Origin of the sequence: uncultured Flavobacterium sp., assembly GCF_951805225.1 — a bacterium.
Taxonomy (GTDB): Bacteria; Bacteroidota; Bacteroidia; order Flavobacteriales; family Flavobacteriaceae; genus Flavobacterium.
In genome coordinates this window covers 523,136-546,723 of record NZ_OX638201.1, presented here as the reverse complement: position 1 = coordinate 546,723, position 23,588 = coordinate 523,136, and the positions used below count along the sequence as shown (strand labels likewise).

Annotated in this window: 21 protein-coding genes; 15 read left to right on the top strand and 6 right to left on the bottom strand. The window is 32.4% G+C overall.

Annotated features, from left to right (window positions below):
• The first annotated feature begins 316 nt into the window (after positions 1-316).
• Both WN975_RS02450 and WN975_RS02445 read left to right on the top strand, forming a co-directional pair.
• Positions 317-931 (top strand): DUF2321 domain-containing protein, encoded by a 615-nt coding sequence (locus WN975_RS02450; protein ID WP_337965058.1) that lies wholly within the window; start codon positions 317-319, stop codon positions 929-931.
• Positions 932-1,128: 197 nt separating this feature from the next.
• Positions 1,129-1,608 carry a hypothetical protein gene (locus WN975_RS02445; protein WP_337965057.1) on the top strand — a complete coding sequence of 160 codons (480 nt, stop codon included), beginning with the start codon at positions 1,129-1,131 and terminating at the stop codon, positions 1,606-1,608.
• A gap of 47 nt (positions 1,609-1,655) precedes the next feature.
• On the opposite strand, the gene WN975_RS02440 is transcribed toward WN975_RS02445, so the two are convergent.
• Both WN975_RS02440 and WN975_RS02435 read right to left on the bottom strand, forming a co-directional pair.
• Entirely contained in the window at positions 1,656-1,946 is a 291-nt protein-coding gene (locus tag WN975_RS02440) for a hypothetical protein (RefSeq protein ID WP_337965056.1), read from the bottom strand.
• A 338-nt stretch (positions 1,947-2,284) separates the two neighbouring features.
• Entirely contained in the window at positions 2,285-2,680 is a 396-nt protein-coding gene (locus tag WN975_RS02435) for a helix-turn-helix transcriptional regulator (protein WP_337965055.1), read from the bottom strand.
• Between the two features lie 481 nt (positions 2,681-3,161).
• Between WN975_RS02435 and WN975_RS02430 the strand changes: the two genes are divergently transcribed.
• From WN975_RS02430 to WN975_RS02390, 9 genes are all read left to right on the top strand, one after another.
• Positions 3,162-4,157 carry a hypothetical protein gene (locus WN975_RS02430; protein WP_337965054.1) on the top strand — a complete coding sequence of 332 codons (996 nt, stop codon included), beginning with the start codon at positions 3,162-3,164 and terminating at the stop codon, positions 4,155-4,157.
• 694 nt (positions 4,158-4,851) lie between these two features.
• Positions 4,852-5,901 carry a serine hydrolase domain-containing protein gene (locus WN975_RS02425; protein ID WP_337965053.1) on the top strand — a complete coding sequence of 350 codons (1,050 nt, stop codon included), beginning with the start codon at positions 4,852-4,854 and terminating at the stop codon, positions 5,899-5,901.
• A 116-nt stretch (positions 5,902-6,017) separates the two neighbouring features.
• On the top strand, positions 6,018-6,959 hold the full coding sequence (locus WN975_RS02420) for a hypothetical protein (protein ID WP_337965052.1): 942 nt from the start codon (positions 6,018-6,020) through the stop codon (positions 6,957-6,959).
• 62 nt (positions 6,960-7,021) lie between these two features.
• The gene (locus WN975_RS02415) at positions 7,022-9,496 is read left to right on the top strand and encodes an FAD-dependent oxidoreductase (RefSeq protein WP_337965051.1); all 2,475 of its coding nucleotides are present in this window, start codon (positions 7,022-7,024) and stop codon (positions 9,494-9,496) included.
• Positions 9,497-9,897: 401 nt separating this feature from the next.
• Positions 9,898-10,485 (top strand): hypothetical protein, encoded by a 588-nt coding sequence (locus tag WN975_RS02410; RefSeq protein WP_337965050.1) that lies wholly within the window; start codon positions 9,898-9,900, stop codon positions 10,483-10,485.
• A 37-nt stretch (positions 10,486-10,522) separates the two neighbouring features.
• A complete protein-coding gene (locus tag WN975_RS02405) occupies positions 10,523-11,653 on the top strand; it encodes a helix-turn-helix transcriptional regulator (protein ID WP_337965049.1) in 1,131 nt (376 codons plus the stop codon).
• A 191-nt stretch (positions 11,654-11,844) separates the two neighbouring features.
• The gene (locus WN975_RS02400) at positions 11,845-12,663 is read left to right on the top strand and encodes an aspartyl protease family protein (protein WP_337965048.1); all 819 of its coding nucleotides are present in this window, start codon (positions 11,845-11,847) and stop codon (positions 12,661-12,663) included.
• Between the two features lie 125 nt (positions 12,664-12,788).
• Entirely contained in the window at positions 12,789-13,295 is a 507-nt protein-coding gene (locus WN975_RS02395; RefSeq protein WP_337965047.1) for a GNAT family N-acetyltransferase, read from the top strand.
• Between the two features lie 93 nt (positions 13,296-13,388).
• Complete coding sequence (locus WN975_RS02390; protein ID WP_337965046.1) at positions 13,389-13,937, top strand: HutD family protein; 549 nt, start codon at positions 13,389-13,391, stop codon at positions 13,935-13,937.
• A 245-nt stretch (positions 13,938-14,182) separates the two neighbouring features.
• Here WN975_RS02390 and WN975_RS02385 read toward each other — a convergent pair whose 3' ends face one another.
• Positions 14,183-14,752, bottom strand: a complete 570-nt coding sequence (locus WN975_RS02385; protein WP_337965045.1) for a Crp/Fnr family transcriptional regulator — start codon at positions 14,750-14,752, stop codon at positions 14,183-14,185.
• Between the two features lie 215 nt (positions 14,753-14,967).
• Here WN975_RS02385 and WN975_RS02380 point away from each other — a divergent pair, with 215 nt between their 5' ends.
• Positions 14,968-16,080, top strand: a complete 1,113-nt coding sequence (locus WN975_RS02380; protein WP_337965044.1) for a pectate lyase — start codon at positions 14,968-14,970, stop codon at positions 16,078-16,080.
• A gap of 256 nt (positions 16,081-16,336) precedes the next feature.
• Here WN975_RS02380 and WN975_RS02375 read toward each other — a convergent pair whose 3' ends face one another.
• The 3 genes from WN975_RS02375 to WN975_RS02365 form a co-directional block, all read right to left on the bottom strand.
• A complete protein-coding gene (locus WN975_RS02375) occupies positions 16,337-16,720 on the bottom strand; it encodes a DUF3037 domain-containing protein (protein ID WP_337965043.1) in 384 nt (127 codons plus the stop codon).
• Entirely contained in the window at positions 16,710-17,492 is a 783-nt protein-coding gene (locus WN975_RS02370) for an aminotransferase class I and II (protein WP_337965042.1), read from the bottom strand. Before WN975_RS02370 ends, WN975_RS02375 begins: the two co-directional genes overlap by 11 nt.
• Before the next feature lie 355 nt (positions 17,493-17,847).
• Positions 17,848-18,708 carry an NAD(P)H-hydrate dehydratase gene (locus tag WN975_RS02365; RefSeq protein WP_337965041.1) on the bottom strand — a complete coding sequence of 287 codons (861 nt, stop codon included), beginning with the start codon at positions 18,706-18,708 and terminating at the stop codon, positions 17,848-17,850.
• A gap of 443 nt (positions 18,709-19,151) precedes the next feature.
• Between WN975_RS02365 and gcvT the strand changes: the two genes are divergently transcribed.
• The 3 genes from gcvT to WN975_RS02350 all read left to right on the top strand — a co-directional run bounded on the left by gcvT (position 19,152) and on the right by WN975_RS02350 (position 23,583).
• On the top strand, positions 19,152-20,234 hold the full coding sequence (gcvT, locus tag WN975_RS02360) for a glycine cleavage system aminomethyltransferase GcvT (protein ID WP_337965040.1): 1,083 nt from the start codon (positions 19,152-19,154) through the stop codon (positions 20,232-20,234).
• Positions 20,235-20,494: 260 nt separating this feature from the next.
• Positions 20,495-22,525: a S41 family peptidase gene (locus tag WN975_RS02355; RefSeq protein WP_337965039.1), complete on the top strand. Its 2,031-nt coding sequence runs from the start codon at positions 20,495-20,497 to the stop codon at positions 22,523-22,525.
• A 344-nt stretch (positions 22,526-22,869) separates the two neighbouring features.
• Entirely contained in the window at positions 22,870-23,583 is a 714-nt protein-coding gene (locus tag WN975_RS02350; protein WP_007811539.1) for a YebC/PmpR family DNA-binding transcriptional regulator, read from the top strand.
• Positions 23,584-23,588 lie beyond the last annotated feature (5 nt).

Below are 23,588 nucleotides of genomic sequence, written 5' to 3'. Positions count from 1 at the left end.
ATTTATCATCACATATAAAACGGCTGAGACTTATTTCAGTCGTTTTGTTTTTTGAGTCAGTCCTTAACTGTCTAAAGTATTTTTTAAATTTATTTTCTTCCAAAAAAATAATTATTCAATATCAAGTTTAAAAATCTAGTAAGAAAAAACCATATATTTGAAAAGCAAGAAAACGAAGTAAAGTTTCGCTTATCTACCCGATCTTAGGTGTACATCCGAAGGTTTGTTTCGCATATAAATGAGTTAGGCGCCTTCATTGCCGTAGAAAAAAAAGATAAAAATCTAAATTTATATATTTTAAACTAATATTAAACTTATGGGAACATTTGACACTATGCAAGTTTGTCTTAATGGTCATCAAATTACTGATACATATTACAGATATCCGCAACATAGAAAGAAACATTGTCCAAATTGCGGTGCAAAAACAATTCATCAATGCCCAAAATGCAATTCTTTAATTAAGGGTAATTATCATGTAGAAAATTTCATTGATTTGAGCGGACGAAAAACCCCAGTTCCAAAAGTATGTGAAGATTGTGGTGTAAATTTCCCTTGGAACAACAAAAAAATTCAACTTCCAAAAGTACTAAGTTCCATTATCGTTTTATATAAACAAGCTGTTGATAATGTTCCCATACTGAAATATTCATGGGTCATTGTAGCTACAATTTGCCTTTTAGCATTAGCAGGCTATTTCAAATTGAATAATAGTGATGTATTTGTGTATCCGTTTTTCGTACTTGTAATTTCTTTTTTCGCTTTCGTTTTCTCTTTATTGCTAAAAACTGAAGATAGATTTATTAAAATTATTTTATATATTTTTATCACATGCTTAATAATCACAATTGCAACTGCTGTTTTAGGTTTTGCAAGTTATATTCTATTTAAAGAACCTGTTTTCTATGAACGTTTGTTTCCGAAAAACTAAATCAAAATAATATATTAATATTAAATATCTTGAAAACCATTAATTGGCACATAGCCTAACCTCCATTACAATCGATTTGCGGACTTAAGGGAATTATCGTATTTTCATCATATTTTCGTTAAGCAAAAAACACTCATTTACAAAACCGCAAACAGCCGGTAGCACCAGAACGTTACCTACAATATCTAAAAACATTCATGAACGAATTTCGTAAATTTAAAGAATTAATTTTTGGAAGCGATTATGCGCATTACAGAAATAATCTGAGAGAAAATTTTACTGGAATAGAAAATTATTGCAAAGCAAATGGCATTGCGAAAAATCAACATGAATGGTTATCTCATCGAATAAATTTGATGGAATTTAAAGACATTGAAAATGACATTCTTGAGCTTATAAAGTTAGATTATGTAAGGGCAAACGATTTTGAATTTCAAGTTAAGCCTATAATTAAAAATGCAACAGATTTCCTTCGTAATGATCTACTCGACGAAAAAAATGAGCATACATTTAAAAATAATCAAACTCGAGCACTACTGTATATAATAGAACAAGTTCGAAATAATTTAACTCATGACGGAAAAGTAGAATTGGAAAATAATCAGTTTCAACGAAATGAAGATTTAATAAAATGTTGTTCGAGAATTTTGGAGTTTACGGTTCAAAATTTAGAATAATAGAACATAAAAAAGAGGAGAAATTTTTATTTCTCCTCTTTTTTAATTTACTTTTTGTATGGTTTACCCTGTATGGCATCCCAATTTGTAAATTCAACTGCCACAAATCTTTCAACAGTAGCTCCGAATTTTTTTGCGCTATTCTCTAAATCTGTCTTTGCCTGAGTAGTGGTCGCTTCATTCTTCCAAAGTGTAGTATTTGGAAGTGTGTAAGTTACTCCGTCAGATGACCAGCTATCCATATAGCCAAGTTTTTTCATTTCATCCTTAACCTGAATGTGCTTGGATGGGTGCAAGCTATCTTCTTGCAAATCATAAGTAATTAATATCTGTGCCATAGGCTAACTGCACCTGATTTTATGGTGCGTGATTCATAAAGCATATTTTATACCCATTGTATTTTTATGACATTTTTTCATAATATTAACATTGTAAAGCGAACAAAACAAGCCATTATGTCCGAAATTTGTATTTTTTGTCAAATATTACAAACGATATTGCAGTTAACAATGGTTTTGCTCCCCGATAGCGCGAGCGTCTCGCTCGTGAACACAAAGAAATTCAAAACCCAATTGGAACGTTCACGAGCGAGACGCTCGCGCCAGCAATTGAACAAAAACAAAAAAGAGATCTTAAAATTAAGATCTCTTTTTTATTTAATATATATCTAAGAACGTTATTTCCCGTTCAATAACTTCTCCAAATATTCAACTTTATCTTTTTCAGCTTGCACCAAACGTTCGTAAAGTTCAACTACTTTATCTAAAGGATTAAAAGTACAATTAAAATTACCTGTCGTAGTCGAAAGCGTACCATTATCTTGAATGGTATTTCCAATAATATTAAAAACCGCTTCTTCCGAAAAGCTCTTAATTGCTTCAGCAGAAACTCCAAGAACTTTTGCTATCTCAATTAATCGTTGTTCTTCTACAGTTTCGCTGTTTTCAATAGCCGAAATCGTCTGCTGACTTATTCCTAAAGCTTGTGCCAGAGCTTCCTGTTTCATATCTTTAAGCTCTCTGATACGGCTTATATTTCTGCCGATATGTTTTGGTTTTATTGCTGTACTCATAATTCAAAGATATTTAAAATTCTTGAACGAAAATAAATTTAGGTAAAAAACAAACTGTTTTTGTAAGATACTCTTTTCATAATTTATATAAATTGAGAAATTCGGCTTTAGCCAAAAAACACCAAAAATTATCCTAAAGTCATTTTCTAATGCAATTCTTTTTCTTCAGCTAAAGCTCAATGTCATTAAGTTAAGCTTTAAAAAGTAAATTTATTGCAAATTAAATCCGTTTTTATCCGCGTCAAAATTAGACGCTGATTTTACTGATTCGCTAAAGCGAAAACGCTGATAAAAACGGATTTTCCTATATTGTTTTAGCCAAATTACTACAAATTCACACAGATAATATTCCTTAAATATTATTGCGGTTTTACGGCTTCCCGTAAAAAAATAATGAAAATAAAATTGACATTTGTACACTATAAATCAAGATTGAGAATTACTCTGAAATCAAGAAAAAACCAAAATCCAAAAACTACAAATGAAGAAAATTATTCTAAAAACACTTCTTGCTTTTACAACGCTATTATTTGTTAATTGCCAAAGTAACGAAGATACTGCCTCGGCGCAAGTAATTGATCCTAGATTGCCAAATCAGGAAGTTTTTAAACCAGCGATACAATTAGTTCCAAAAACACAAGCGGCAAAAAGTACCGGAAAATATGCTCCGACAACTAAACATCTTGTTAAAATGTATAGTTTTAGATTGTCCAAAGATCAGGCAGGAAATGACGTTCAAACTAACATTACTGATAATCGTTATTCTTATGATTCAAAAGGTCGTCTGAATTCGGTAGACAGATATAGAAATAATCAGTTGTACAAAAACATTACGAAGTTTAATTTTAATGATGCAAATCAGGTAACAAGTACTTATTATGCTGATATTGTAGCAGAAATTAATAGCGGAGGATTTATTTCGAAAGTAACCGGAAGCGACGGAACTGTAACTGATATTTTCTATGATGAAATTGGACGTGATATCAAAGAAGTTGCAAACGGAACTTATTTTCAGGAAATTGAAAAACTGGAAGATAACGGCGAATACTCTTATACTGAAGTTGAAAATCCGTTAACGGCAACTTATTTATATACTTATGAAGGGAATAAAGTTTTCGTTAATATCGTTCAGACTGAAAAGAATTACGGAACTCTAAAACCAGGAACTACAACTAGTGAATATGAGTATAAAGACAAGATCACAAATATAACTTATGAGCTTACAGTAGATTATACAAAAGCGGGAATTTATTCTAGTGAACCAATCTTTAGATGTTATATTTATGATTGGATGCACATTGTAGATTGGAAATTTAAAGCTGTATCTAATGGCGTAACCGAATATGAGCAAAGATACGACTACGAATATGTTTATGATGCAGATGGTTATTTAACCGAATCTAAACGTACAACAACTAATATCGCTAATCCGCTTGCAACGCCATATGTATTAAAAACTTTATATACTTACGAATAACAAATTATACAAAAGCTACAAACTCAAAACTTGTAGCTTTTTTGGTTAAATAATAACAATTTGTTCCATCGGAACATCTCATCGGTAGAAAAGATAGATCGTGAAAAATATCGTCCTGTAAGGACGTTTGACAAATTGTGTATTTAATCTGTATGTTTTTACCGATGAGATGTTCCGATGGAACAAAAAAGTATAAAAAAAGGTGTCTTAAATAATGAAATTGATTTGTTTGCTAACAGACAACCTGATAAGATATGGTCAACAACAATTTGTTCCATCGGAACATCTCATCGGTAGAAAAAAAAATAGATCGTGAAAAACATCGTCCTGTAAGGACGTTTGACAAATTGTGTGTCTAATCTGTATGTTTTTACCGATGAGATGTTCCGATGGAACAGAAAAGCATAAAAAAAGGTGTCTTAAATAGAAAATGATTTGTTTTTCTAACAAACAACCTGATAAGATATTGTCATCAACAATTTGTTCCATCGGAACATCTCATCGGTAGAAAAAAAAATAGATCGTGAAAAACATCGTCTTGTAAGGACGTTTGACAAATTGTGTGTCTAATCTGTATGTTTTTACCGATGAGATGTTCCGATGGAACAAAAAATTATAAAAACGAATCAGCATAAATTCTATTACTTTTACATTTAATACTTAATCATAAAACACCAAACCTCTTTTACAAAAAATGAAAAACAAGTTATCTTTTCTTCCAATTGCCTTACTCCTATTTTTTGTATCAAATCAGAGTATTTTTGCTCAAAAAGATAATTATAGCGCCAAAATAGACAGCTTGATTAAAACAACTTCGGTTCGACCTTTTAACGGAACAATCTTAGTTTCTCAAAAAGGAAAAACCAAATATTCTAAAGCTTACGGTTATTCTGATTTTGCAAAAAAAACACCTCTGAAATTAGATGATCCTTTTGTTATTTTATCTAATAGTAAGCAAATTACGGCTGTTTTAATTCTTCAGGAAGTCGAAAAAGGGAAAATTGTTTTGATTACTCCGATAAAAAAATATTTACCAAACTTAAAACAACCCTGGACAAGTACTGTAACGGTCGAAAATTTATTAAATCATACTTCGGGCATTGTTGATCTTGAGAAACCAACGATTTTTGCTGCCGGAACTCAATTTAAATACTCTGATTTAAATTATATTTTATTAGCTCAAATTATAGAAAGGGTAACCAACAAAACATACGAAACTGTTGTAACCGAATTGTTCAAGAAGAACTATATGAGAGATAGTTTTTTTCCGAATGACTCTAACAAAGATGAAGTTGTAAACGGTCGTCAATTTTCTAAAGACAATACAACCAAAGAAATAAAAGGTGTTATAGTTCCCAAAGAGAGAATTCCTGCTGCAGGACTTGTCAGCACTGTCGAAGACTTAGCTATTTGGAATAATTTGTTGCATAATGGCAAACTTTTGAACGTGGGAACTTATGGCCGAATGACTACTTATACAATTACAAATCAACATTCGGTTTTTGGCGATAAAGAAATTGGTTATGGATATGGAATTCGAATCAACGATGAATCAAAAATTAAAGAATTTGGTCATACCGGAATTGTTCCAGATCAAGGTTTTACATCGGTAAATTTATATTATCCAAAAACCCAAACAAGTATTATTGTTCTCGAAAACCAAGCTTTTGACAATTTAGATATCGCTTATTATTTCGAATCTGAAATTCGAAAAATAGTGTTGAATAGTGGTTTGTTGGATTAAAGATTGGAATTAATTTGTTTAGTCAATATGAATTCAAATAAAAATAATTAACCTTTGAATTAAAACCTATATTTGCTCAAAAAAGAAAGAATTATATTACTTTATTAAAAACAATTATGATAAGAAGGAATTTCATTAAAACAACATTACTCTTTGTTACATCTGCACAATTGTTTCCGAATATAATACTTAATTCGACTTCGCTAATCAGAAGTAATTTCAAATATATCTATACCAATTCTAAGCTTAAAAATCAGTTCTTTTTGTTTTTGAAAAACGTATTTAATTTATATCCGGAAACAGAATTCCATAAATTAATTTATGACAATACGATTTCAAAAACTACAGATAAAGAAATTTATATTGCAACACAATCAAAACTAGACGACATTACGCCCATTTTATCAGGCGTTCGATATCAACTTCCGGCTTTGATGCATCAAAAAAATGAAATGTCTATAGAAACCGTTGCTTTACTTGGCGAAGGAACTTCTTATAATGGCTATTTAGAAATTGGTTCTTCGGGCAGATATTTGGATTATCTTGAAGAAAGTATTTCCATTAAAGGAAAAAGATATTATGCTGACGGCCGAAAACCAAAATATTCCTTTACAGAAATGGTCGAACGCGGTCAAATTGCCGTTGGCGCAGAATATATTCAGTTTACCAATTACGAAACCAAATTTGCAGATCATGTACCGCACAATAGTTTAGATCTTGTAACTGTATATATTGGTTTTCATCATTGTCCAATAGATTTGCGAACGCAATACATTTCGTCGATCAGAGATACAATGCGAGTTGGCGGAAAACTTATTTTAAGAGATCATAATTGCGATACCGAAGATCAAAAAGTATTAGTTGCGCTTGCTCACGACGTTTTTAATTTGGGCGTAAATGAGACTTGGGAATACAATGCCAAAGAGATCAGAAACTTTTATTCGCTAGATTTTATTTGTGATTTTGTCGAAAAAATTGGATTCAAATTCACCAAAAAAACATTGTATCAAAAAGGAGATCCTACCAAAAATGCTTTAATGGTTTTTACAAAAATATAATTATTTTTCTACACCTTTTTATGAAGAAAATCTACCGCTTTATTCGATTTATATGTAATTATTTGCTAAAAATAATAAAACTGATTTGGTCTGGAATTAAAAAAGCCATTCGGTTTATTAATAGAAAAAAGCGCAGATCGATTCCGTTTTATGGTTTTATTTTATTCGTTTTATACATTTTCCTGTTGATTGAATTTTCGGGAGATTCAAATTTCAATACCGTTATTAAGGATAAAACGCTGAATGATATTACGCAAATAAATCCTATTCAGGCAAATAAAATTATCAGACCAGAAACCGAAAATGAAATTATCGATGCCATAAAAAGTACTACAGGACCAATTTCTATAGGCGGAGGAAAATACAGTATGGGCGGACAAACTGCTTTTGAAAACAGTTTGCATATCGATATGAGATCTTTCAATAAAATTGTAAAGATTGATACAACCAAAAAAGAAATTACGGTACAAGCAGGAATTCGCTGGAGAGACATTCAAAAAGTAATCGATCCGCTGAATTTGTCTATAAAAATAATGCAAACCTATTCTAATTTTACCGTTGGCGGCGCTATATCTGTAAATTGTCACGGAAGATATATTGGTCATGGTCCGATTATTTCGTCGGTTTTAGAATTAAAAATAATTACGGCAAATGGTGATATTATAATTGCCAATCGAGAAGTAAATCAAGAGGTTTTTAATGCCGCAATTGGCGGTTATGGCGGAATTGGTGTTATTGCCGAAGCTACTTTAAAACTGGTTGATAATGAAAAAGTAGAAAGATTTCATCAGGTAATGGATATCGAAGATTACAAAGTTTATTTCGATAAAAACATTCGGAATAATACCAATGTAGTTTTTCAAAATGGTAATTTATATCCGCCGAAATACGATAAAATAATGAGTATTTCATGGGAAAAAACTACAAAACCATTAACTGATAAAGAACGATTAATACCGGAAGATGAAAATTATTTACTGGAATCAAGAGTTTCGGGAATGGTTTCCTGGGGAAATTCCGGAAAATGGATTCGGGAATATACGATTGATCCTTTGTTTTATTTTCCCGAAATAGTACGATGGAGAAATAAGGAAGCAAGTTATGATGTAAAGGAATTAGAACCTGCTTCTCGCGAAAAAGAAACCTACGTCTTGCAAGAATACTTTATTCCGGTTGAAAATATAAAGTCGTTTATCCCGAAAATGAGTGCTATTTTTCAAAATAACAAAGTAAATGTTATCAACGTTTCGGTAAGACATGCTTTGCCGGATCATGAAAGTTATCTTTCGTGGGCAAACAAAGAGGTTTTTGCTTTTGTGATTTATTATAAACAAGGAACTGATCAGGAAGCAAAAGACAATGTCAAGAAATGGACTCTTGAAATGACTGACGCTATTTTGAGCGAAAACGGAACGTGGTATCTTCCCTATCAGCCTCATGCGACTATTGAACAGTTTCAAAAAGGATATCCAAATAGTACAAAATATTTTGAAGTAAAAAACAAACTCGATCCGGATCAGCGCTTTACAAACAAATTGCTGGACAAGTATAATCCTTATCGAAAAAACAATCTCTCGATTGAAAAAAAGAAGATAAAAGAATATTTCAGAGCCGAAGAACAAACAATTCTCACGGTTCCGGAATGGTATTTAGTTTATAATCCGAAAGAATATGCTGATTATCTAAAAAGCGGTAAAAATCCGTCTGATTTTCCATTCTATAAATCAATTGATGAATATTGGAAACTTTATGATCGTTCGCTGAAATTAACTTCAGAAGCTTATCCGGAAAACAGTGAATACAAAACAATGCTGCAAGTAATTGGCGCAAGTATGACAATGGAATACGGCGCAAAAATCATTTATGAAAATACAATAGGACGTTTCTTTTCGCTATTTGCCGAAGAACAAATATCAAAACAAGAAGAAACAATAATCGAAGCTCAAAGCGCTTACAGTGATTTTATATATCAAACTGCTTGGTATGAATTTAATTTTTTAGATTGGATCAAAAAAGTGTGGACTGTCTCTGATAATTCAAATTGCAGTACTTTAAGAAAATGGGAAAGAACGGTATTATTTACTTTTGAATTTTCGTTTAAAGCTTTTTATTCGCAACTTATTCAATGGGCAGCGCAATCGACATACGAAACTCCTTCAAATGTTATTTATTTAATAATCTCGAATACAGATTCTATTAAAGAAAATAAAGACTTGAAAATCATTAAAAAAGGAGGTGACAAAATGATTATTGCCGTGACGCGATGGGGAGCTTTTACATCTGAAATGATTAAACTTTCGAATCAGGATGTAAAAATTTATGAAATTTCCGGAAATGATGAAATTGCAGTTTCGACAATAATGGACAATTCGAAAGATATAAAGCTGGCAGACACAAAATTATTGTATCAATCCAAAATTGTTACTAATGATAAATTAAAAAGAAATGTTTACTTTTTACCTGTCGATAAATTATTGCCTTTTATCAAGAAAGCAAGAAACGAAAGCATTACAATTGAACACGTTTATGATTATTAAAATAATTTAAAACTATGGAGAAGTTTTTTCTGGTAATATTAATCATTCAAATGCTATGTTATGGATTGGTTGATCATTTTAAAATCAAATATGGTCGTCTCATAATTCTATCAATATTTCTATCACTTTTTTTAATTGTCTTTCCTATTTATTTTGGAGTTGATGATGAACCTAAAGATTCTTTATATTGCTTTTATAATGCATTTGGTTACTTTGAAATTTATTGGAATATTGGAATAACAGTAGTTTTGTTAACTCATTTTACTTATTGTTATTTACTAAATCGAAAAGCAAGAAAATAATTAAACGATTTTGGCTAAAGCCATTCCGCAAATAATATATTTAGCTCTTCCAGCTAAAGCAGGAGACAATTCAAACTTTAAAATTATAACTATAAAGCTATGCTAAAAAAAATCATTTTCTTATCACTAATCATTTTGACATCTTGTCGGGATAATGAAACTAATGTCCGAAATTCTGAAGAACCAAAAGCATTCGAAGAAAAAAGTATTGATATCGGAAGATTTAGAAAAGGCAATGATTTGGTCGAAGACTTGTATCAGGAACTTGTAGAGAAATCTCCAGAATTGACATCTTTAGAAAACGAGTTAAGTCAATTAAATACAAGAGATACAGTAAACGTTTTTTATAATTATAATCAAAAATCTAATGATTACTACAGAGACGCAAAAAACCAAATAAATAGTATAACGGATAGCGTAATGAAACAGAAGATTTTAAATTTAATTACGAAAAGTAACGATAAATATGTCTCTCAAAAAGCTGATCTGAAAAATTTAATGAATACTATCAATGAAAAACGAAACGAGATAAATAATTATCATAGTGCTTTGAAAATTATTTTAACTATTCCGCTTATTGAGGAATATCAAAAACAACATCTGCCAGATAAATCTCCTTATGAAAAAGTAATTAAAAAAGAAGATCTATTATTTGAAAAAATAAAAAACATTACTCCAAAATATTAATTAGAAAAAAAGATAAAAAACGTAAAAAAAGTACTCGATGAATTCTTTCAGTTATCTTAAGATTATTGCCGTAATTACAGTTTTTGTCTTACTGCTTCTGATCTTTTTTCTATTAACTGTAAAGACAAAAAACAAGATTCCCAATAGACTTTTTGCAACTTATTTAATAATCAACGGAATTGATATTAGCGGATTTTTTCTTGCCGATAAAATTACTTCTTACTATCCGAATTTAGAAATTTTCAGATGGACGCTTTGCTTATTAAGTATTCCGTTATTCTATCTTTATGTGCAAGCGATTTGCTACAATGATTTTCGTTTAAAACGGAAACATTTATTGCATTTTGTTCTATTTATCCTTTTTAATTTGGTTTTAATACCTCGTATTTATCTGGGAAATGATACTGCTAAAAAGTACTTTTTTAAGCATCATTTTGAAACCGGAGAAATGATGCTTTTTCAATCCATAATCGAATTACAGTATTTAGGATATATAATTGCCGTTTTTATAATTCTAAAGAAATACAAAAGTATCTACTTAGAAAATTATACTAATTCTAATACTTCTGTTTATAAATGGTTGTTTCAAATGACCACGATTTTTGTGATTGCGCATTACTTTGACACACTCAAAAATTTATTGAGATATACTAATTATCATGAGTTTTTAGTCGTCATCAACGAGTTTGCAGGTATTATTGCATTGGCTATAACTTGCTGGTTTATTTTGAAAGCATTAAATAATCCTGACCTTTTTAAAAGTATAGATTCTAAAAGCAAGAATAAGTCGAAAACGGTGGCTTTAACCGATCTTGAAAACCGACAGATAATGTCTCAAATCGAATCGTTAAAAGAACATATGAATACAGCAAAACCTTATCTTAATCCTTCGCTTACGATTCAGGAATTGGCAAATCAAATTAATGTTCCGGTTAGTGAATTATCGGTTTTAATTAACGTGCATCTCAACCAGCACTTTTTTGATTTTATCAATCAATACCGAATCGAAGAAGCAATGGAAATTCTAAAAAACCATCCCAAAAAAGACTTCACCATTTTGCAAACCTTAGATAAAGTTGGTTTCAATTCTAAATCTTCTTTTAATACTGCTTTTAAAAAGCATACTTCGCTAACTCCAACAGAATACAGAAAATCTTCATTATTATAGAATTATATTAAGAGTGATTATTTCTCAGAAAAAGTCGAACCATTTAATTTAAAATAAATGGTTCGACTTTTTTTTGTCGGTCGTTTTTAGAAAATAAGTATTCCACATTTGCATGAAATTAAAAAACATACGCAATAATGCAAAAATGGGAAAAGCTGAAAACCAAGTTTAGAGTAAGCAAAAATTCAATCATGAAATCAATCAAAATAATTCTTATCGTACTGCTTTTTGGTAATAAAATAGACGTTTCTGCACAAGACACAATTCGGCTAAAACCTTACATCGAAAACATGAAAACTATTGACGTTTTTATAAAAGGAAAAAAATATAATTTTCTATTCGATACAGGAGGTGCACAAACTATTATTTCTCCCGAAATCGCTCAAATCACAAACAAAAAAATATACGGAAGCGTTACAGGTTTTAGAATGGATGGCGAAATCATCAAAGCTCAAAAATGCGATAGTATTTCGCTTAAAATAGGTTCTGCAACTTTATTTCATTCAACTGTTAGTGTTTGGGATATCATGAGTATTTTACCCAAAGACTGGCCAAAAATTGATGGTGTTATTTCTCTAAAATCATTCGAAAATAAAATTCTGACTCTTGATCTTTCTAAGAACATTTTTATAATTGAGAATACAATTTCGGCAAAAAAACAAATGAAAGGAAAACATCTTATCAAAAGTCGTTTTGCAAATGGTCTTGATGGATCAGAATTAAATATCTTTATCGGAATACCAAAAAATAATTCGATTTATTGGTTTTTATTTGATTCCGGAAACAGCGGACCTTTCTTGCTTTCGAATGAAAGTAGTATCACTTGGGGATTACAAACTGATATAAATGAGGCAAATACTATTGAAACAGAATTTAATATTGGCAAAAACAAACTGAAAATAAAACCATTCTCAAGGAAAATAATTTATGATGGCGTTTTAAACGTCGAATCCATAAGTGAATATACTTTTACTATTGATTTAATAAATAAAGAGGTTTGGATTAATTAATCGAAAAGCAAAAAAATAATTAACAGATTTTGGATAAAGCCGTTCCCTAAATAGTATAATTTTGTTTCTCCAGTTAATGCAAAAAACTATTCAAATTAAAAAATAAAAATACAGCATTGTATACCATGATTATAAAAGCAACATTACAAGATATTCCGTCATTAAATCTATTAATTAATTCAGCTTACAGAGGCGAAACTTCTAAAAAAGGCTGGACGACTGAAGCCAATTTATTAGAAGGAAAAAGAACAAACGAAGAAGAATTGACAGAAACAATTCTTGATCCTAAAAATACTATTCTAAAATACACCGAAAACAATCAAATTATTGGATCGGTTTTATTGGTCGAAAAAGAAAATCAATTGTATTTGGGAATGTTAACTGTTTCTCCTGAATTACAAAATAGCGGAATTGGTAAAAAGATGTTGGCTGAAGCCGAAAATCATGCTAAATCTTTAGGATTATCTAGTATTATTATGACGGTAATTTCGGTTCGTGAAGAGCTTATTGCTTGGTACAAACGTCACGGGTATGTTGATACTGGCAAAAGAGAAGCTTTTCCTGAAAGTGAAATTCATGTTACGATTTCTGAAAAACCTTTGGAGTTTATTTATTTTGAAAAGAAAATTTAAGTTTTTTTTACCATATAAGTGATATAAGTTCATTTAAAAGCAGGGTAAAAAGATGTATCAAGGAACTTGAAGTCATATTAAAATATTCAATAAATGAACATAAGCCTTTTTCCTAAAAAAGATTGTAAAGCCTCTATTTGGAGTGGCGGATTGACATATGAATATATGATATATCCGAGAACAGCAAACTATGCCGATAGAGATTTTGTATTCAGAATAAGCAGTGCTACAATTGAGGAAGTCCCTTCTAAGTTTACGAAATTTAAAGGTTATTACCGATATTTGGTTATGCTTGATGATTCTTTACATGTTGAGATAAACAATGAAGAAAAGATATATGAGAAATACGAAATCATGGAATTTAATTCGGATGATGAAGTGACTTCTTCTACAAAAGGTATTGATTTTAATTGGATCATTTCTGAAAAAATACGCCATCACAAACTGAAAATAACAAATAGTAATCAGGATTTTAATACTGAAATAATAATTCTATTTTCTTTGGATACAACCGTTATTAAAATTAATGAGCAGTCATATGATCTGGAACCTTATGATTTATTAGTCATTGAAAATCCAGAAAAGGAAAATGTAATGCTTCATTTTTCTAATGAATGCCTCACTGGAATATTGGATTTTTAATCCGATTCTTTGAAGTTTTTTGTTTCAGGTTTCAGGTTTAACCGCAAAGTTCGCAAGGGTTTACGCAAAGTTCACAAGTTTTTTTTAATCTCGCAAAGTCGCAGAGTCGCAAAGTTTATTTCTTATATTTCTTTGCATCTTCGCGACTTCGCGACTTCGCGACTTTGCGAGATTTTTTAATAATAACCAAGACGCACTGCTGTGCGCCTCTACAGAAAACCTTAGAACCTTAGCTACTCAGAACCTCAGCACCTTCTCTTAATCTTTGACAAAAACTCGTGCGAAACGCCAAGGTAAGACGACAAATTTCTGTTATTGATTTTATCTGCTTTTTGAGAATATCTCTCTATAAACTCCAGATATCTTTGCTTCGAAGTTTTGTTTAATACGTCTAAAAGTCTTTGCTGAATGGCAATATTGGCTTTTTCGACCATAAGAATGTGAAACTGAATCAGCTTGGGTACTTGCTCAAACAAGAGCGCTTTATTGGCTTTGCTAATCACTAAAATTTCGCTTTCTTCAATTGCCTTGATGTTGTAGGTTGTAGGCTTTTGATGATAGAAACTTTCGAGATCGCACATCCATTCATTTTCGAAAGAGAAAAAAATAACACTTTCGTTACCATTATCATTCAAAATGTAGGTTTTAAAAGCTCCTTTCAGAATAAATCCTTCATAGGAACTATTAGAATTCTGAATCTGAAGAAACTCGTTCTTTTTGAGTTTTATAAACTCCGTTTTCTCAAGTACTAATTTCCATTCTTCGTCTGTTAGTGGTATTTTACGTTCAATGTTTAATCTTAGGGCTTTGTACATGTTTTTTATTTTATTCTTACTCAGGGGCGTAAGTAGGTGAATGAATCAAAAATAATGTAATCGATTGCGCAAAAATATAGTTTTTTGTAATGTAATTGGTGTTAAATATACATTTAACAGTAAAATATTTTCAAAACATTGAACTTGTTCAACTTTTTTCAATCTAATTATAAGCAGATTTGCACTCTTAACTTTTTGTAACCAAACTTAATATTATGAAATCCAAATCTACAATTTCAGTGTTTTTACTAACACTAATTTTCGGTTTTACAGCTTGTAATACCGACGAAACTGCAACTATTGAAAACGGTAAAAATGCTGTTATCGAAACTTCTACAACTGCTCAAAGCGGTTTAACTGCAAAAGTTGGAAACTGCGCTCAGGTTCCGGGTTGGGCTTCTCAAAATGGAAGTACAACTGGTGGTGGAACTTCACCAGAAACTGTCGTGAACACTTACGCACTACTTAAATCGGCTATAGAAAATAGTGCGGTAAAAGTGATTAAAGTAACCGGTACAATTACCGTTACAACAAGATTATCATTGCAAGACCAAAGTGGAAAAACCATTTATGGCGCAAGCGGAGCAAAACTTGTTTCTACGAATCAGACTAAAGATGGTTCTGGTATTATCAACATCAAAAGATGTACGAATTTAATCATCAGAAATTTAATTTTTGAAGGTCCTGGCGCGTACGATACTGACGGTTGGGACAATGCAATTCTTGACGATTGCCAAAACGTTTGGGTTGATCACTGCGAATTCAGAGATGGTGTTGACGGAAACTTTGACATCAAAAACAAATCAGATTATGTGACGGTTTCTTATTGCAAATTCGGTTATTTGAAAGCGCCTAAAGCTGGAGGTCCAGGAGGTTCTGACGATCACAGATATTCAAATTTAATTGGTTCAAGCGATGGTGCAACTGCCGATCGTGGAAAATTGAGAATTACTTTTGCTCGTTGTTGGTGGGCGCAAGGTTGTAAAGAAAGAATGCCTAGAGTTCGTTTTGGAAAAGTACATTTGATCAACAATTACTTTAATAGTACTGTGAGCAATAAATGTATTGCTGCAGGTTTTGAAGCTAGTCTTCGCGTAGAAAACAATGTATTTGAAGGTGTTAAGACTCCAATAGATTTAATGACTGGTTATACTGCCGTTACCGCAGTTGGAAACTCATTTGTAAATACTACCGGAAATACTCTTGGAAGTAATACTGCTTTTACTCCGCCTTATTCTATTATAACACTTGCTGCTTCGGCTGTTAAAGCTGATGTTACTGGAGGCGCCGGTGCTACATTTACAGGAAATACCTGTGGATCTTTTTAATAAAAATTGAGTTAGTTTTTTTTTATTTAAACCATATAAGTTATTTAAGTTAATTTAAGTCTGAGGCTTATGATTTCTTGAATTACTTATATGGTTATTTTTTTACTAAACCATTTTACCCCAAAGCTTTTTATATTGAAGTGAAATAGTCGCGCAAAGACGCAAAGTTTTTTAAATCGTTAGGTTAGACGCACTGCTGTGCGCCTCTACAGAGAAATCTTTGTCCCTTTGTTCCTCTGCACCTTTGAACCTCTTTTTAAAGCACTAATTCTTCAAATAATCTTTGAATCGTTTTTTCTAAATCCTGAGAAAATCCTGAATGTGGTCTTGAAGTCTGAATTGCTGAGCTTCTAATAGCTGTTAACCAACGAAAACGTTCCGGAATTTCCATTTCGCCAATTGGACCGCCATCTTTGGCTCCACTTGCAATTTTTTCTAATGCTGTTATATTGCAATGCAATTGTTCGATATCAAAATCGTTTGATAATGCTTCGATTTTTGTATCGTTTATGTGGTGTAATACTTTTATAAATTTGGCTTTTTTGCAAAACAAAATGATTCCGATATTTAGGAATTCTTCTCGCTCCACTCTGGGTACTACGCGAATTACGGCATACTCATATAAGTGACTATCTTGCATTTTGGGCTTGATTTACAAAGATTTCTGAATTGTTTAATCTCGTTTGCAGAAACTGTAGGTATACGTTTCGCAAAGCTTCGGGTGTTTCATCAGTGTCTTCCCATTGCAGCCATTCTTCCGGAATTGTATTTACAATATCTACCAGAATTTCCGGTGTTAAAAGCGCTTTATATTCAGCGTCAACTTCTTTTAAAAGTGTGGCTTGTGGTAATAAAACGTGGTCTTTTATCAATGCAAACGGACTCTTAGCATGTTGTTCCCAATTGTTCCAGGAATGATGAAAATATAAACATGCGCCATGATCAATCAGCCATAATTCTTTGTGCCAAATCAACATATTGGTGTTTCTAAACGTACGATCTACATTGGTAATATAAGCGTCAAGCCAAACAATTTGCGATGCTAATTTGGCATCAACTGTTGTTACAACGGGATCGAATGTAATGGCGCCTGACAAAAAATGAAGTGCCAAATTTAGTCCCTGACTTCCTTGTAGTAAATCCTGAATTTCTTCGTCTCCTTCGCTTCTTCCAAAGGCTTCGTCGAGATTTGCAAAGACTAATTCCGGTAGTTGTAATTTTAAGGCTTTGGCAATTTGTCCACCAACTAATTCGGCGATTAGGGCTTTTACGCCATGACCGGCTCCTTTGAATTTTAGGACGTATTTAAAATCGTCATCGGCTTCTGCCAAAGCGGGTAAGGAACCGCCTTCACGCAAAGGTGTAATGTAACGGGTGACATTTACGGTTCTTAGATCGAAATTGTTTTTCATATATACAAACTTACGATTTTGTTTATTTAACCGCAAAGTTCGCAAAGTTTTACGCAAAGAGTGCGAAGAATAATATATATATCTTAAGCTTTTTTGGCGTGTAATAAGTACGCAGATGAAACTGATTCGCTAAAGCGAAGACGCGGATTAATGCGGATTTTTTTTTAGTTGTGTTTTTTTATTATCCTGAGGAACGAGAGATCATACTAGAAACTCGAAAAAGATTGGCGATTTAGTTTGTCATTTCGAGGAACGAGAAATGACAAAACATTGTGTAAACTTTAGTCTATGGACAAAGTGAGTAACCTGAAACAAAGAAAACCTCAAACCTGAAACAAATTATCCAATTTTCTAATTATCTAATTGACACATTTTCTAATTCAAGAAAAGCTTTCCCTAAATTCTCGATAATATCTGAGGCTATAAACGATTGATAGCCTGTTTTTGGCAAAGCGATATCAGCGGTTGATCCGTGGAGAAAGACGCCTAGTTTTGCGGCATATTTGGGTTCGTAACCTTGGGCGAGTAAACTTGTGATGATTCCGGTTAGGGTGTCGCCGCTTCCTGCGGTTGCTAATGCGGCGTTTCCTGTGGTGTTTTCGTAGATTTCGGTTTTATTGATGATGTAGGTTGGCGCGCCTTTCATGACGATTATGACTTTGTATTTTTCTGAAAAGGCAATTGTTTTTTGAAACTTCTCTGATTCTGAATTCCACTTTCCTATTAGGCGTTCCAGTTCTTTTGGATGTGGTGTTAGTATTGTATTTTCGGGAACTAGTTCTAGCCAGGATTGGTTTTGTGCCAAGATATTCAAGGCATCGGCATCGAGAACTAATGGTGTGTTGTTGATTCTTAAAAATTCGAATAGTGCTTTTTGTGTGCCTAACTCCTGCCCGATTCCTGGACCAATTCCGATTGCTTGTGGTTGTATGGGAAAGTGAATATTGGTGATAAAATTGGCGTTTTCATCGGTTACAACCATGACTTCGGGAATTGAGATTTGAAGGATTTGATAACCGCATTTTGGTGTGAAAGTTGTTACAAGTCCGCAGCCTGATTTTAAGCAGGATTTTGAGGCTAAAACTGCTGCTCCAATTTTGCCGTAGCTTCCGGCAATAATCACTGCATGCCCTTGAAGTCCTTTATGTGTGAGAGGATTTACGGGTTTGTAGAATTTTAGAATGTCTTCTTTTGTGATTAGAAATGGATCTTTCATTGGGCTTTTTTATGTATTGTATTGATGTTTTTTTTGTATTGGGGTTATTTATGACGCGGATAAAACGGATTTACTTCGTAAAGACGCGGATAAAAACTGATTTTTGATTCGTGAAATGTTTTGTTTTTTGGATTTATTTTAATGATAAAAATTTGGATTATTAAAGTTACATAAAAAATTGATGAAGAGAGTGTTTCTTATTGCCTGAATGTCCTAGCCCTGATTGAATTGAAAAGCCCGGAGTAAAAAAAGCAAAAGTTTCTTGTTCTAAAAAAGCGACCAACGGAAGCTCTTTTTGGAACTTTAGAAACTTTGCTTTTTTTATGAGGACTTGTAACGGAAAGCAGGAAATAGCTCCTAATCTTTACGAAATTTATAATTTAGTGTGCTTCATTTTGATATTTTTTGAATAAATTTGCGACACAATTTTTTAAAACAACACAATGAAAAATACTGCGCTTACGCACATACACGAGGGTTTGGGAGCGAAAATGCTACCTTTTGCCGGTTACAATATGCCTATTACATACGAGGGTGTGAATGCTGAACACGAGACGGTTCGAAACAGTGTGGGGGTCTTTGACGTTTCGCATATGGGAGAATTTTTGTTGACTGGACCAAATGCTTTGGCTTTGATTCAGAAGGTGACTTCAAATGATGCATCGACTTTGACGATTGGAAGAGCGCAATATTCTTGCTTGCCTAACAATGAAGGCGGAATCGTGGATGATTTGATTGTTTATAAAATGAAAGAGGAACAGTATTTACTGGTTGTAAATGCTTCGAATATCGATAAAGACTGGAACTGGATTTCTTCGCACAATGATTTGGGTGTTGATATGAAAAACCTTTCGGATGATTATTCGTTATTGGCAATTCAAGGGCCAAAAGCGGTTGAAGCTATGCAGGCTTTATCGTCTATCGATTTGGCTGCAATACCTTATTATCATTTTGAAGTTGGTGATTTTGCAGGAATAGAACATGTAATCATCTCGGCTACAGGATATACTGGTTCTGGAGGTTTTGAAATTTATTGCAAAAACAGTGAAGCTGAACAAGTTTGGAACAAGGTTTTTGAAGCTGGTGCAGCTTTCGGAATCAAACCTATTGGATTAGCTGCACGTGATACTTTGCGTCTTGAAATGGGTTTCTGTTTGTACGGAAATGATATTAATGATACTACTTCTCCGCTTGAAGCAGGATTGGGATGGATTACTAAGTTTACTAAAGATTTTACCAATTCTGAAAGTTTGAAGAAACAAAAAGAAGTTGGTGTTACTAAAAAACTGGTTGCTTTTGAAATGCAAGAGCGTGCGGTGCCAAGACACGATTATGAAATTGTTGATGCTTCTGGCGAAGTAATTGGTATTGTGACTTCTGGAACTATGTCGCCTTCTATGAATAAAGGTATTGGTTTGGGATATGTTACAGTAAATAATAGTGCTGTTGATAGCGATATCTTTATCAGAATTAGAAAAAATGATGTTGCTGCAAAAGTGGTTAAATTACCTTTTTATAAGAAATAGTTTTTTTTAAGACATACATAAATAAGAGTGCATTACTTAATTGTAATGCATTTTTTTTTTGCCACGAATTCACGAATTATTGTTTATCATGCACTTACAATAATTCATGAATTCGTGTTTTTTTTTCTGGCTTTATATTTTAAAAACTTAATTTGAATGTGTTAAAATAAATTGCTTTGCTGTAAGAAATTTTAGAAAATAATATAACCTTTTCTGAAAAATTAAATGTAACTTTAGTCTAAACGATAGATGTTCTATTTATGAAAAAAATTTGGCTGGTATTTTTGTTGACTACTACTGTTCTATTTAGTCAAAATAGCGCTGAAACGTGCGAATTAGTAAACAAAATAAACGCTCTTATTCAGGCAGAACATATCAGACCGAAACCTGTTGACGATAGTTTATCTATTTATGTTTTTGATAATCTTATCAATGGCTTAGATCCTTCACGAAACATTTTCTACAAGAGTGAATACGACGAAATGGCGGATAAATACCGACTTAATTTAGACGATTTAATCCTGAGCGACGATTGTAGTTTTCTGGCGGATATTACGGCTAAATACAAAAATGGTCTTTTGAGAACTAAAGCTGTTTTAGAAAAAATTCAGGCGGGACCAATTGATTATTCTAAGAAAGATACGATCAGGTTTTATAAAAAATCATTTCCGTTTTATCTCAAAAAAGAAGATTTAGAGAAGGTTTGGCTTAAAAAACTTCGTTATCAAATTCTGGATGAAATCTCTGAAACGAGCGAGAACCTGGATTCGATTAAAGCCAATTTTAAATCAATTGAACTTACTGCCAGAAAAATGATTCTGACGAATGAAATCTGCAGAATTAATACGCTTCTTGAAACTAAACTGAAACAGGAAGAGAATTTCTACAATTTCTTCTGTACTTATTTTGATCCGCATACGGCTTATTTTAGTGATGATTCTAAAACGAGTTTTGTCGCTTCATTGTCCAAAGAGCATTTGTCGCTGGGAATGACGGTGAATCTTAACGAAAAAAATGAAATTATTGTTGAAGAAATCGATCCAAATGGTCCTGCTTACAAAACGGGACAAATAAAAAAAGGCGATCAGATTGTTTCGATTTCGAATCAAAAAGACACTTTGCAGGTTTCCTGTGCTTCATTAGAATCTATTTCGACGATGATTTTATCTGAATCGAATAAAAGTATTACGCTTACGCTAAAGCGAAATGCCGGTAAAAGCTTTGATGTTTATATCGAAAAGCAAGTGATGAAAGACGAAGAAAATTCGGTTTTTAGTTTTATTGTTGGAAAAGAAAGTAAAATTGGATACATCAAGATTCCGAGTTTTTATGCAGATTTAGACGGAACGAGTCGAAAAGGTTGTGCCGATGATGTTGCGCGCGAAGTGATAAAACTTGAAAGAGATAATATAAAAGGTCTTGTAATTGATTTGATCGATAATGGTGGAGGATCTATGGAAGAAGCTATAAAAATGGCGGGAATGTTTATAGATTATGGTCCGCTTTCGATTGTTATAGATAATAAGGACGGAAAATCTGTGATTAATGATCCGTATAAAGGATTGATTTATAAAGGTCCAATTGTGATTTTGGTAAATAGCAATACTGCTTCGGCAAGTGAGTTTTTCTCGTCGATTTTACAAGATTATAATCGCGCATTATTGTTAGGAAGCAATACTCTTGGAAAAGCTACAATGCAGACTATTCTTTCGCTTGACGAAAGTAAAAATACTGACTTTCTAAAAATTACAATCAACAAATTCTATAGAGTTACAGGCAAAAGTCATCAATATATTGGGGTTAAACCAGACGTAATTCTTCCGGAATTCTACGAAGGTGTTTACCAAAAAGAAAGTGATTTTCCGACTGCAATTAAAAACGACAGTATTCAGCCCTTTTTAAAATACAGACCATACGTAAAGAGAAGTCTTATCGATAAACTGGCTAAAAATAGTACAGCAAGATTGGCGGATAATTACTTTTTTAATAACATCAAAAAAATCAATCTGAAAATTGATCAATTGGTAAATACTCCAAAAGCGGAGATTCCGATGACATTAGACGCGGTTTTTCAACAAAAGAAAAGCGTAAATTCGCTTTGGACTGAAATCAATACTTTTAATGACGAAAATAATCCGTTGGATGTTTACAATTCTACCGTAAATCAATTTTTATTAGGCGCTTATCCTACCGAAAAAACAATAAATCAATATCAAATCGATAATCTGAAAACCAATCCGTATCTGAATGAAGCAGTAAATGTTATTAATGAGTTTAATGCTTCGAAATAAGGTTTCAGATTTCAGGTTTTGAAATGAGAATAAAAAAATTAACCGCAAAGTGCGCAAAGATTTTTTGTTTTGGATTGTGGTTAGTAAATGCAAAGTTCGCAAAGCTTTATTTAGACATAGCTTTGCGAACTTTGCCTTTTTATGCACATTTATACACTTTATAGATGAAAAACTTTGCGTGCTTTGCGGTTAAACTCACACAAACTCACCTTATTTCAAAACGTGAAACCTGAAACCTGAAACAAAGAAAACCTGAAACTTAAAACAAATAAAAAAAGAATAGAATTGATTTTGGAAAAATAAGGAATAACCGTATTTTTGCATCACAAAATAAAAAATTAGTAATGGGAAGAGCGTTCGAATTTAGAAAAGGAAGAAAAATGAAACGTTGGTCAGCAATGGCTAAAACATTTACCCGAATTGGTAAAGATATCGTTATGGCCGTTAAAGAAGGTGGTCCTAACCCAGATGCCAATTCTAGATTAAGAGCTGTAATACAAAATGCAAAAGCCGCTAACATGCCTAAGGACAATGTGGAGCGCGCGATAAAAAATGCAAGTAATAAGGATACTGCCAATTATAAAGAAATTTTGTTTGAAGGATATGCGCCTCACGGAATTGCGATTTTAATTGAAACTGCATCTGACAACAATAATAGAACTGTAGCAAACATCAGAAGCTACTTTAACAAATGTAACGGAACAATGGGAACTCAAGGTTCTGTTGAGTTTATGTTTGATCATACTTGTAATTTTAGAATTGCAAAAGGGAATCTTGATCCTGAAGAATTAGAACTTGAACTAATTGATTTTGGTGCTGAAGAGGTTTTTGAAGACGAAGACGGAATCTTAATCTACGCTCCTTTTGGAAGCTTTGGTGCTTTGCAAAAAGAATTAGAAAACAGAGGTCTTGAAATTTTATCTTCTGGTTTTGAGCGTATTCCGCAAATCACAAAAGAACTTACTGAAGCTCAAATCGCTGACGTTGAGAAATTAATCGAAAAAATTGAAGAAGATGATGACGTTATGAACGTTTATCACACTATGAAAGAAGAATAATATTC